Consider the following 13,014-nt stretch of genomic DNA (forward strand, 5'->3'; position numbering starts at 1 on the left):
ACTGATACAGCGAGATATCTCAGAAAGACAGTAACTTTTATCACTTTTTTTTCAAAAAATTTCCTGATATACACCAACTTTATCTGTCAAAAGAAGTATTGGTGCAAGTCAAATGAAATACCAGGAGTGATATGAGTCTACTGATAGCGAGTGTGCTGGCAACAGCGCCAATATCTGCGCTAAATTTACCAGAACAGTCCGTAATTCTGTCAGAAAACCCGGTGCAGCAGTCAACACAGGATAATTTATCTCAAGTTGTCTCACCTGCTGAAATTACACCACCTGAATTCGTGCAACCAGATATAACTACCTCGTCAGCGATAAAAAATAAGTACGAGAATATACTTAGAAAAAGTAGAGAAAAAATTCAATTCATCAATTCCCCTAACTTACCTGAATTAAAAGATACTCAACCTGTAACAGAAGTTGTACAGAACCAGGAAAGTACAGAAGAATTTTCCCAATCTCCTCATCCTCCAGACTCAGACAACCCAATGTCTCAAGTCACCTCAGTATCGCAACTCCAAGACGTGCAACCCTCCGACTGGTCTTTTGGTGCTTTGCAGTCTTTAGTAGAACGCTATGGCTGCATTGAGGGATACGCTGATGGGACTTATCTGGGGAATCGTAGTATCAGCCGTGATGAATTTGCGGCTGGTTTAAATGCTTGCTTAGAGAAGATTAACGATGCGATGCCTGCGGTGGTCACTGAGCCTGTCCTGAGCGTAGCCGTTGGCGTGGTAACAGAGCGTAGTCGAAGTGCAGCCTCTCGTAGAGAAGAGCGCAGCCGAAGTGCGGGCTACGCCTACACTAACAATAAAATTAATAATGTTAATAAGGAAGATTTAATCTTGCTGCAAAGATTACAGGGCGAGTTCAAAGCAGAGTTGCAGCAATTACAGCAGCGTGTTGAAGCTGTGGAAAAGCAGACTAGTGAATTACAAGGAAATCGGTTTTCCACAACAACCAGATTATTTGGTCAAGCGATTTTTAGCGTGCAGGGAACCAATAGCCCCGACGTGGATTTGTTTCCGAGAGATGGAGTACCTGAACGCCAGGGAAAAACCAATGTGACTTTTACAAGTAGCGCCCAACTAACCTTAGCAACGTCATTTACAGGACGAGATTTGCTATTAACAGGGTTGTCTGCGGGTAATTTGGGTTCTAATGCATCGTTGTTATCTACCAATATGGGGCGGTTGGGTTTCGAGTCAAATACAAACAACAATCTAGTTATTAGTGACTTATCTTATCGATTTCTCGCCTCGAATAACTTAGGAATTGTCGTCGGTACGGCCGGAGTCAACCCGATTAACACCTTTCGCGGTATTAGCCCTTTAGAAGGTTCTAGCGATGGTGCAATTTCTCTATTTGGTCAGCGCAACCCGATTTTAAGTATTGGTAACGGCAGTGGTGGTATAGGCTTTGACTGGCAGATTAGCGATCGCATCAGTTTACAAGGCGTTTATAGTGCCGAAATACCCAGTTTTCCTGGCGACACCAAGCAGGGCGGACTATTTGGTGGTAGATATACTGCTGGCGCTCAGTTAAGTTTAGCACCCACAAATAACGTCGATGTCGGCGTACATTATCTCTATTCCCACTCCCCAGATGGCTTATTGGGAGGTGGTATTGGTGATTCTCAACTGATTTCACCTTTTGCAGATCCTACAGCTTTCGATACCCAAGCTATTGGCGCTACCGTTGCTTGGCGAATTAACCCTAACTTGCATTTGGGCGGTTGGGGTGGCTTTACTTCTTCCAAGCCATCTAACCTTTCTGGAAGTGTAGAAACTACTAACTGGATGGTGTTCGCGGCTTTTCCTAATTTGTTGCGTCCTGGGAATTTAGGGGGCGTTCTCGTTGGACAACCGCCCAAAATTACTTCCAGTACTTTACCCGACGGCTTCAATTTTCCCAACTTTTCTGATGGGGGGACAGCAGGTGGACGTAGTGACACATCAATTCACGTCGAAGTTTTTTACCGCGCCCAACTAAGCGACAATATCGCCTTGACTCCAGGCTTATTCGTTATTTTCAATCCCGATCACAATGCTGCTAACGATGCACTAATCGTTGGGACATTAAGAGCAAGTTTCCGGTTTTAATTTTGTACTGATGTAAACGTAATAAAATACGCTATTTAAATACTGACTAGTTCAGTATTAGATGCTTTCACGATCCATTAGGAGCAAGGAAAAGTCATGCGTAAACATACGCGTATTTTTTTTGTATGTGATTAAAGGAGCAAATTTTTCATGAAATTAAATTCATCAGTTCAGTTGGGTTGTGTTCTTGTTAGCAGCAGCAGTTTAGCCGCAGTCTTCATCGGTTTAAGTGGAACAAGTGCTTCTGCTCAAATCACAATTCAAAGCACTGGTACATTATCGGGTACTATCCAACTCCCCAGAAATAATCCCAATTTCAATCAAAGCACTACTCGCATTGATACAGATGACACGGGGACTTACTCGCGGAACTTAGGTACTAAGAACAATCCTAATTATGTTCCTATATACAAGTCAGACTATGTGCAGGTACAAACACGCTCTGATGGTAGTCTGCATTATTTTGTTGACTTTAAAGGCATTCCGATTGTCTCCTTTAATGGCGTTCTCACTTCGCCGATTCTCTCTGGCGGTGAGTTAACACCCTATAAATACCAGGGACAATTGGCAGGAACCACATTTCAAGGAGTAGTTCAGGATGAATTTAATCTCACAAAAGCCTTATACACTGGTACTGTCACTGATCCAAACACTGGAAACCAGTATCAAGGCACTTTTGAAGTGAGTGGATATGGAGTGCGATATAGCGATCGCAATGGTAGCGCCACCCCCACAGTCTTTGATTTCAAATCCGATCTCCCAGGTTCGCCAAAGGTGACATCTTTGGAAATGACTAACTCACCCCTAGCAAGAATACAAATCAAAGTACCTGCAACTGCAACTCTCATAACTCCCCCACCAACTACTGGTAGTGGTAGTACAACCACTCCCCCACCAGTAAGTAGCGGTGGTAGTACACCGACTCCCCCGCCAGTAATTAGCGGTGGTAGTACACCCATTCCTCCATCAGTAATTGATGGTAGTGCGATCGCTCCTACACCTGTAGTTGGTGGTGGTAGTGCGATCGCTCCTGCACCTGTAGTTGGTGGTGGTAGTGCGATCGCTCCTGCACCTGTAGTTGGTGATGGTAGTGCGATCGCTCCTACACCTGTAGTTGGTGATAGTAGTGCGATCGCTTCCTCGACACCTACAACCTATACATCTGAATCTAATTCTCCATCGCTCTCTACTACACCTAATATGGAATTCAGTAGCGGTAATTCTCTGGAGATAAACCCTGCAACCCTTGCTCAAGCTGCTTGTTCACAGGATTCTGCTAAGAGTTGTGCAATAACTTCACGCAAACAAGCGATCGGTCCTCGTAGTCGAGTGCTACTACGTTAGTTAGGGACTTTTAAATAAAAAATATCCAACTACTTCTTGTAGGGTGGGCGTCTTGCCATAGGTGTCAACTTAAGCCGAAAACTATATCAGACAGGCGGTTTGCAAATTCCTCCCGCCCTCATCCCTTAACCCCCTTCTCCCAAGGGAGAAGGGGAATTGAATGTCTAACTCCACTCTCGCCAAGGGAGAGGGGCTGGGGGTGAGGGCAAAGCGTTGTCACCAAGTGGGTTTCACGTTAGCTTGACACCAATGGCGTCTCGCCCGCCCTTAAGCAAAGGCTGACTTGACAAAAACTTTAGGTGCTTCTGGAAGCATAGCAGGGCAAAATGAAATCAATATAATAGTTAGCACAGGGGCATACATTGCAATTAAAAAAGTCTACCATCACTTATTAGCAGCGTTTTTGTTGCTCAGACTACCTTTCGGTGGTATCTTTTACCCTAATGATTTTATGGCTATACTAGTGACTTAAGCCGATTGATTGAGAAATTTCATCCTCCAGCATAAAATACACAAAAACTCTAAATTTTGGACATATATCAGTATGCATTTACTTCTAATTGACACAAAAATATTGTCTGATGTTGGAGTAAATTAATTTTCTTGGAGGCTACAAAAACTCGATCAATCACTAAGGTTAATACTAACACTACAAAGTGAGTCTATATCAATCAAACATCTTCCAAGTAAGCACCTATGAAAGAAGAATTGATAGCCAGAGTTGTGCAGGTCTTGCAAATTAATATGAAGTGGATGACTTGGAATTTATTTCTGGCTTTTATACCTTTGGCTTTGAGTGTCTGGCTATTTCGCATGAGGCGTGGCGGCACTTGGCTTTGGTGGCTAGGATTCTTAGTTTTCTATGCTTTTTTACCAAATGCACCATATTTGTTGACCGATGTAATTCACTTAATAGATGATATCCGCACCATTCAATCGGTATGGATGATTACTTTGGTACTTATTCCTGTATATTTGCTAGTAATTTTAGGTGGATTTGAAGCTTATGTAATATCGTTAATTAATTGGGGTCATTATTTACATCGCATCGGCAAGAGCCAATGGATTTGGCGCGTTGAGACGATTACACATTTTCTTTGTGCTGTTGGTGTTTATTGGGGGCGATTTTTGCGTTTCAACAGTTGGGATTTTATTACTCAACCCGATGCCTTACTAACTAAAGGGGTAGAAGAAATTTTGGGAAAACAGCCCTTGGTGATTATTGCTATCACCTTTGTGGTACTTGCAGGTTTGTACTGGATTATGAAACGAGTAACTTTAGGTCTTAGCCAACGAGATAGTAGAATCGGCGTCAATTCAGAACGCGCAAACTCTAACACGCCGAACATTTGATGAACGTGGCGATTTAGGCTTTTAAATTTGGGCTTTTAATTAGTAATTCCCTTGATGAATATTGCCTATCAAAAGAAAGATGCAACTCAACCCTCCTTGAGGTGAAATAAACTCATAAGCAAGGGGTAGTTATTACTTCTAACTACTGAAGTTTTCGTCGTGCTGCTGCTAAAATCAGACGTTGTTCAGCACGAGCGATCGCTTGATATGTTCGTTCGACTGCTTCCGGTTCAACAGAAATGGAAGTAATACCCCATTCCACTAATTTATCAATAATTTCTGGATAGAGGGCTGGTGCTTGACCGCAGATTGAACAAGGTATATCGGCACTTTTAGCCATTTGGATCAGTTGAGCGATCGCACTCATAACGGCTGGATGACGTTCATTAAATACTTTGGCTAGCTGCCCTTGTTCTCGATCCACTCCTAGCAATAATTGGGTCAGGTCATTTGTACCAATAGAAATTCCGGCTACACCTGCTTTCACATATTCTGGTAATAAAAACAAGACACTTGGTACTTCTGCCATCATCCACAATTGAAACTGTGCCACTTCGGTTAAAAAAGCTTGCTCAACTTTGCGACGGCAAAAAATAAATTCTTCTACAGTCCGCACAAAAGGCAACAGTAGGTTGACATTGGTGTAACCAGCTCGCTGTACGCTTGCCAAAGCTTTCAGTTCCAACTCAAATACTGCGGGATTTCGTAAATAGCTAAAAGTGCCGCGTTCACCTAACATCGATTGGGGGGAAGATTCTAAACTATCACGCAATGATGGTAAATCTTGCGATCGCCAATCTAAAGAACGATAAAAAACTGGTCTTGGTGCAAAGGCACGAGCAAATTGCATAATCTGCTCAGACCATAGCTCTAACAATTCTGCCTGACGCCCGCTTAAAATCCAACTATTGGGATGTTGCCCGTTCAATATATTTAGTACCATCAATTCGGAACGCAACAATCCCACTCCATCCACAGGCAGGTTTTGCACTTGTTCTATTAAAGTGAATTGACTCAAGTTAACCAGCAGTTGGGTAGCAATCATAGGTAGATGAGACGTAACAGCAGGATGAGGCACTTTCGGATTGGGGTGATGGGAGGAAAGAAGATTTTCTTCTCTCCCTCTCTCCATCTCCTCCTTTGAGTCTCCTTTGATGCGATAAACTTCTCCTCTGTCGCCATCAAGCAGCAATCGTTCACCAGTTTGGATTAAAGTTGTGGCAGATGTTGCATTTACTACTGCTGTAATACTTAATTCTCTAGCTAGAATTGCCGCGTGACTGGTTAATCCCCCTTGTTCTGTGATAATACCACCAACTTGTTGTAATAATGGCAACCAATCAGGTGTAATGGTTGGTATTACTAAAATGACTCCCTTCGGTAGTTGTTCGGGTTTCTGTTGCGGATTAATAATTACCAGGGCAGTGGCTGCAACCCGTCCCCCGGCTGCTCCTAGTCCCCGAATGAAGTGTAAGTGGGGAATTACAGATTGTGAAGGACTAACTTGTGTGATGTAGAGCTTTCCAGATGTAGTTTGCTCGGCGATAGTCCATTTAATGGTAAAGGTTTTACCTAGTTCACTTACCAGTTGAGTTCCCAGAGCAATTATTTGTTGTAAGTATTCTTCTTGTAAAGAGTACTGTTTTTGTTGCGCTTCTGGAAGTAGATAGGTAATCAGACAGGTGCGATCTGTTGTTAACGCTGAGTTCGGCACGGGTTGCGAAAAAACTTTAGGCGCTGCATCATCAACGCCATAAGCCAGCATTTTATTGCCCAGTTGTTGCTCAAGCACAACCCCAGTTTCCGGTTGAATGTAGTAAACATCTGGCTGGACTTCGCCAAGAGCGATCGCAATTCCTAATCCCAAAGTAGCTTCAATTTCCCACCCAGAGGCATTGGTTGTGAGCGAGCCACTGGCGATCGCATTTTCAACAGGTTGCACCAAAACTGCGAGATTAATTTGTTGCAGATTAATTCCTAAGTGCTGCCAATATAATAGACTCCGGGCCCGAAATATTTGACTCCAGGTACGTTTTAGAGCCAAAGCGATCGCTTCCGGTTCGCACTGGCAAAATACCGATTCCAGTAAACCCGATATATTGTTGTTTATACCTGGAGTAGCAGTTGATACTGTTAAAGAAGGTCGAAGAATCAAACAGCTAGTTTGCCATTCTCTAGCGGCTTGAAAAATTGTACTCACCCACTCCTGAGTTACAGTCGCAGTCAGAATTTCTTGGCGCAAGCGGCTAGCCACCTGCTGAAGTTGACGCCAATTAGTGACATCAAGGTGTAGCGAAGAATGGGGTAAGTCAGCTACTAATGATTCTGAACTATTGAGATTTTCGAGAAATTGCCGCAAAATTTCTGCCGAAACTACAAAACCAGGCATCACCGGATAGCCACGCTGGATAATTTTGCTCAAGTAAAAGGCTTTATCACCTACTTTGGCGCGGTCTTGTAGTTTAATTTGATCTAGCCAGTAGAGTTTATTCACTCAATTTGTTAGTTGTCTATTTGTAGCCACAGCCATTTCTTTTTGGTATGTTATCAGGTTAATCCACTGACTTCTGAATAAAAAGTACTCAGGACTTACAGCAGTTTTCTTTTGGATGAATTATAAAGTTACGGGTTTTGAAGCAGGATAGAGGAAAATTCCGAATGGGCTACGCCCCGCTGCGCTAACAGGAGTCAAAAATCAGAAGTAAAACAGGCTTGATAGCTGGCTTTGAGACGAATCGTTGTGTACTTCAGTAACTTGAAATACGCTGTATAGCTGATTTGCTCTACTTATACATGGTCGGATCATATTTCATTGTTGAGTATATAGGTTAAATCTAACAATTTAAGGTATAATTTTGTAGCTCATTCATTTTAAATAGTCAAACAACTATTTAGCAAACTTAAAATTCATGTAGTTTGCCCAAATGGCGATCGTTGCCACAATTTAACAATGCAAATCTCCATTTATTTACCAGAATAATATTATCTTGTTGAAAAATAATCCTAATAATGGAAAATATTAATTCTCCGTTTCAAAAGCATTCCTGAATTGATAGATTCCAAATATTGAGATAGGCTACTGCACTACACCCATTAATAAAACATTAGAATAGTTTTGTACTTTTTTCATAAAAATATTACGATTTAACCTAGTATATAGAATTCTCCATATCAGACTAAACATTGTCAAACACTTACTACCTTGCAACTAATGATTGGCTGAATATCAGCTTCCGGCTATGTATTGCATTGCTGATTGGAGCAATCATCGGCTTAGAACGTCAAATTAGGCGCAAACCAGCCGGTTTAAGAACTCACATGCTGGTGAGTTTAGGTTCAGCCTTATTTACCTTGATAATCATGCAAACAGAGGGACTACAAGCTAGTCCTGATGCACTTAGCCGAGTGATTCAGGGGATTGCAGCTGGTGTAGGATTTCTCGGCGCTGGAGAAATTGTGCGCCAATCTTCCCAAGAGTCACAGCAACTTGAAATTCACGGACTCACCTCAGCAGCAGCTATTTGGGTTTCGTCTGCATTGGGAATTGCTGCTGGCTGTGGTTTATGGCAGTTAGGATTAATCAGTGCTATGCTGACTTTCTTGGTTCTCAACGTTTTTAAAAGGTTAGAAAAACATCACAAAAAATCAGAGTAGAGGCATACAGATGGACGCTATAAATCCCCGGATGAAAATGTCTTTAAATAAATTTTTAATTTTTAATTGTTAACTCTCCTGCTTTCACCAAAATAATTTGGGATGACTTCAACCATTGGGAATCAAAGGAACCCAAGTGAGTGGTAGTAATCAGGGTTTGAAAGCGGTCTTGAATGGCATCAAGCAATTGATTTTGGCGGGATAAATCTAGTTCAGCAAGAACATCATCAAGTAATAGTAATGGTGGCTCTTTGACGACTTCTTCAATTAATTGTAATTCGGCTAATTTTAAAGCTAGAACCAGCGTTCGTTGTTGACCTTGAGAACCATATTGGCGAGCGGGTGTCTGGTTAATAGTTAATTCTATTTCGTCTCGATGCGGGCCGACAAGAGTCGTGCCTTGGTGCATTTCAGCAACCGCTCGCTGCTGAATTTTTGCTAAAAAAGCTTGCTGTACTTCTTCTGGATGGTTATCTTCTAAAGGAATATTCGGCATGTACTTGATTTGCAGAACTTCTGTACTGCCGCTGATACTGCCGTGCCAGGTGGTAGCAATGGGAGCTAATCTTTGAATGGCGCGATCGCGTCGTCTAATTACTCTAGTTCCTGTGGTCGCTAACTGTGCGTCCCACACCGCTAGTTCTGATTGCTCTGTATCCAGTGCTGAGTCTTGAGTTTTTTTTAAAAAGGCATTGCGCTGGCGTAACACATGGTTATACTGCTGCAAAATGTGAGCATAAACTGGTTCCAGTTGAATTAATAGTGTATCTAACCAGTTGCGGCGACCTTCCGGGCCGCCGCGTACTAGTTCTAAATCTAAGCTGGAAAATTGGACTGCATTGAGAACGCCGAGAAAATCCATTTGACGGCGGATAGATTCGCCATTGAGAGCAACACTACGGCGACCATTGCGGCGTAGGGTTAAGGTCAGGTCACTAACACCTGTTTGTCGTTCAAGGGTGGCATCAATTTGGGCTATGGCTTCCCCTTCTTGAACTAAATCGCGATCGCGGGCCATGCGGTGCGATCGCAATGTCGCCAGCAACTCCACCGCCTCCAACAAATTTGACTTTCCCTGAGCATTATTACCTACCAAAATTGTTTTGGCAGCAGTAAACTCAACCTTTTGGTCTTGATAATTGCGAAATTGTCGGAGGTTTAGAGTTCTTAGGTACATAACGAAAAGTTAGGAGTGAGGAGTTAAGAGTTAGAAATTATGAGTGAGGAGTGAGGAATTTTAAGTTTTGAGTTGTGAATGCAAAACGTTCTTCAACTCATAACTCATAACTCCTAACTCCTAACTCCCAACTCCTCACTTTTTCAAACAGCCTTCTTGCCCATAATCCGCAAAAATATCTTCTCCCCTTCAATCCAGATGAACATTAAGGCACTGAAACCAATACAAACTCCCAATTCCTCTAGAGTCAGGTAATGAGTACCAAAGAAATCTCGCAGGGGTGGGACGTAAACTAGCATCAGCTGCAAAATCGTGGTGACGACAACAGCCGCTAGTACAAAGATATTCGAGAAGGGATTCATCTCGATGGTCAGTCTGTTGTTGGAGCGAATAGCGATCGCATGACCCATTTGGGCGATACACAAGGTAGTAAATACCATTGTTTTCCAAGTATCGGGATTTCCCTGATACCCGGCAGCATGGGTATGTTGATAAGCCCACCACATTAAGGCAATGGTGATAATGGCAAAGATTATCCCAATGCGAATCATATAAGAACCCAATCCCCTAGCGAAGATACTTTCGCGGGGACTAAAAGGCGGACGTTGCATCACATCCGGTTCTGGAGGTTCCACAGCTAATGCTAAGGCTGGTAAACCGTCTGTAACCAAGTTCATCCACAAAATTTGTAAAGGAGTCAGGGGAACGCCTCCCAAACCAATTAAGGGTGCGGCGGCAATTGTCAGAACTTCACCAATGTTACTGCCGAGGATGTATTTAATAAAGCGGCGGATGTTGGTATAAACAACCCTACCTTCCTTGGTGGCGCTGACAATGGTGGCGAAGTTGTCATCAAGTAACACCATGTCGCTGGCTTCTTTACTGACATCAGTGCCAGTAATGCCCATCGCAATACCGATGTCCGCTTGTTTGAGGGCTGGGGCATCGTTGACGCCATCGCCTGTCATCGCCACAAATCGACCCCGGCGTTGCAGTGCTTGGACAATTCGCAGTTTGTGTTCTGGGGAAACTCTGGCATAGATGCTCACCAGGTCAACGTTTTGCTCTAATTCTTGGTCAGTCATCCGTTGCAATTCTTGACCTGTGAGAACACGGTCGCCTTCTTGAGCAATTCCCAAATCTGTAGCGATCGCTCGTGCTGTTAATTGGTGGTCGCCAGTAATCATCACTGGGCGAATACCTGCTTCTCGGCATTCTTGCACAGCTGCTCTTACTTCTGGGCGTGGTGCATCTAGCATTCCCACCAATCCCAGCCAGACTAAATCTTGCTCAGATGTTTCATCTGAACTTTCCGGGGGAATTTCTGCGAGGGGTTTGTAGGCAAAACCTAGCACCCGTAGACCTTTACTCGCCATCAGGTCATTTTCTGCCAAAACTTTCTGGCGTTGTGCGTCGGTCAATGGGTCTGAGTGATTGCCCAAATGAATCTGAGTGCAACGTGCCAAGGTTAACTCTGGAGAACCTTTGGTAAACATTAAGTAAGGTTCTGATTGGAGAAAACCGGCGATCGCCGGGTCAACGCCTCTCGAAGATGCTTCACCTGTGGCGACTCCCTCCACCTGAGAAATCACGCTCATCCGCTTCCGTTCCGAAGAAAAAGGGAACTCCGCAACGCGAGGTAACTTACTGTTCCACTGGTCTTTTTCGATTCCGGCTTTTCCCGCCAGTGTTAACAATGCTCCCTCTGTGGGATCTCCTAAAATTGCCCATTCACCTTGTTCTTTTTGCAATACTGAATCATTACAAACTGCACAGGCTACTGATAAGGCGGAAATTTCTGGAGACTCCTCTAGGGAAATTTTTTGACCATTTAACTGAAAGTCTCCTGTGGGAGCATAACCTTCGCCGATGACGCGAAAAGTTTTGTTATTGGTGAAAACCGATTGCACCACCATTTTATTTTGAGTCAGGGTGCCGGTTTTGTCAGAACAGATAGTCGTTACAGAACCCAACGTTTCCACTGCTGGCAATTTGCGAATCAAGGCATTTTGGCGCACCATTCGCTGGGTTCCCAGTGCCAAGGTGACGGTAATTACAGCAGGTAAACCTTCTGGCACTACAGCAACCGCCATACTTAAGGAAACTTCCAAGAGTTCTTGGATGTTGCTAAAGCCTCTTGCCTGGATCACACCGCCGACGACAACGATCGCCACGAGAATCAAAGAACCCGTAACTAGGACATTACCCAGTTGAGTCATCCGTTGTTGTAAAGGCGTAGGTTCACTTTCCACCGCCTGCAACATGGTGGCGATTTTGCCTAGTTCTGTAGTCATACCGGTGTTTGTCACCAGAACCTTGGCGCGTCCTTGGACTACTTCAGTCCCTTGATACACCACATTGAGGCGATCGCCTAATGATGTGTCCTCCGGTAATTTTAGTGATGCCTGTTTATTCACCGCTTCGGCTTCACCAGTTAATGCCGACTCACGCACTTGTAAATTAGACTGTTCGAGCAAGCGTCCATCTGCGGCTATCTGCATCCCCGCTTCTAGCAGCATGACATCCCCTGGAACTAGTTCTTTGGCTGCTATCTCCACCAGTCTGGCGTCGCGGATGACGCGCACTAAGGGAGAAGTCATTTTTTTCAAGGCTGCCAAGGCTTTTTCGGCGCGGCTTTCTTGGACGTAGCCGAGTATGCCATTGAGGATGACAATTGCTAAAATCGCGATTGTATCTTTAAATGGCACTTCACCGGGCTTCAAGCTGCCCGATTGCAAAGCCATCAGGTCTAAAAACCCAGAAATCAGAGCCACACCAATCAGCATCAACAACATAATGTTCTTGAACTGATCCAACAGAATTTCCCAAGCACTACGGCCAGCAATTTCTTCAAGTTCGTTGGGGCCGTATTTTTGTAATCTCTGTTGAATTTCTTGGGGTGTTAAGCCACTGTCTGCATTACTATCAAGCAGGTCTAGCGCTTTATCAACTTCTAAACTATGCCAAACGGCGGCACCTTCAGGCAGAGAATTAGCAGACATCGTGTAGGTCACAGCAAATGGTTACAAAATTCGATCATAATTTAGTGATGGCAGGAATTCCATCTCCTAAAGTTACATTAAGGCGATCGCCTAGTTGTATGAGTGTATATGTAATTCTTAACATTTGTAAATTCCTCCCGTTTTGACATAGTATTATTTCTCACGAAAGAGTTTATCGGAACACATTGTACCGATAATTATTAGTACCCCGCTGTAAACGTGGCGATCGAGAACCACTAGATGTACTTGGTAAGAGCAACGCCCATTGTGGGCAGTCTTTTAACTCACCACTCTTCATCTACCCCAATCACGGGAGCCATTGCTCGACTAGGATTTTCCATATCCAGCAATTGGTGTGACGGCGGTAAAACCGCTT

At 43.7% G+C, this 13,014-nt stretch carries 7 protein-coding genes; 4 read left to right on the top strand and 3 right to left on the bottom strand.

Features of this window, described 5'->3' with window-relative positions; translation table 11 throughout:
* Positions 1–131: 131 nt before the first annotated feature.
* From RMX69_RS15025 to RMX69_RS15035, 3 genes are all read left to right on the top strand, one after another.
* Positions 132–2,108, top strand: coding sequence for an iron uptake porin (locus RMX69_RS15025; RefSeq protein ID WP_322637916.1), 1,977 nt, complete (start codon positions 132–134; stop codon positions 2,106–2,108).
* A gap of 150 nt (positions 2,109–2,258) precedes the next feature.
* Entirely contained in the window at positions 2,259–3,452 is a 1,194-nt protein-coding gene (locus tag RMX69_RS15030; protein ID WP_322637917.1) for a hypothetical protein, read from the top strand.
* A 696-nt stretch (positions 3,453–4,148) separates the two neighbouring features.
* On the top strand, positions 4,149–4,805 hold the full coding sequence (locus RMX69_RS15035) for a DUF1361 domain-containing protein (protein ID WP_289797175.1): 657 nt from the start codon (positions 4,149–4,151) through the stop codon (positions 4,803–4,805).
* A 142-nt stretch (positions 4,806–4,947) separates the two neighbouring features.
* On the opposite strand, the gene RMX69_RS15040 is transcribed toward RMX69_RS15035, so the two are convergent.
* Positions 4,948–7,299: a putative PEP-binding protein gene (locus tag RMX69_RS15040; RefSeq protein WP_289797176.1), complete on the bottom strand. Its 2,352-nt coding sequence runs from the start codon at positions 7,297–7,299 to the stop codon at positions 4,948–4,950.
* 689 nt (positions 7,300–7,988) lie between these two features.
* On the opposite strand from RMX69_RS15040, the gene RMX69_RS15045 reads away from it, so the two are divergent.
* On the top strand, positions 7,989–8,459 hold the full coding sequence (locus RMX69_RS15045; RefSeq protein WP_322637918.1) for an MgtC/SapB family protein: 471 nt from the start codon (positions 7,989–7,991) through the stop codon (positions 8,457–8,459).
* Positions 8,460–8,514: 55 nt separating this feature from the next.
* Here RMX69_RS15045 and recF read toward each other — a convergent pair whose 3' ends face one another.
* A complete protein-coding gene (recF, locus tag RMX69_RS15050; protein ID WP_289797177.1) occupies positions 8,515–9,636 on the bottom strand; it encodes a DNA replication/repair protein RecF in 1,122 nt (373 codons plus the stop codon).
* A gap of 143 nt (positions 9,637–9,779) precedes the next feature.
* Positions 9,780–12,638, bottom strand: coding sequence for a cation-translocating P-type ATPase (locus RMX69_RS15055; protein WP_322637919.1), 2,859 nt, complete (start codon positions 12,636–12,638; stop codon positions 9,780–9,782).
* Between the last annotated feature and the right edge of the window lie 376 nt (positions 12,639–13,014).

This window comes from Nostoc sp. EspVER01 (assembly GCF_034530635.1).
In the GTDB taxonomy this organism is placed as follows: domain Bacteria; phylum Cyanobacteriota; class Cyanobacteriia; order Cyanobacteriales; family Nostocaceae; genus Nostoc.

Coding starts and splice junctions, on each gene's coding strand:
- RMX69_RS15025 (WP_322637916.1), top strand. CDS start 132: ATGAGTCTACTGATAGCGAGTGTGCTGGCAACAGCGCCAATATCTGCG.
- RMX69_RS15055 (WP_322637919.1), bottom strand. CDS start 12,638: ATGTCTGCTAATTCTCTGCCTGAAGGTGCCGCCGTTTGGCATAGTTTA.
- RMX69_RS15035 (WP_289797175.1), top strand. CDS start 4,149: ATGAAAGAAGAATTGATAGCCAGAGTTGTGCAGGTCTTGCAAATTAAT.
- recF (WP_289797177.1), bottom strand. CDS start 9,636: ATGTACCTAAGAACTCTAAACCTCCGACAATTTCGCAATTATCAAGAC.
- RMX69_RS15030 (WP_322637917.1), top strand. CDS start 2,259: ATGAAATTAAATTCATCAGTTCAGTTGGGTTGTGTTCTTGTTAGCAGC.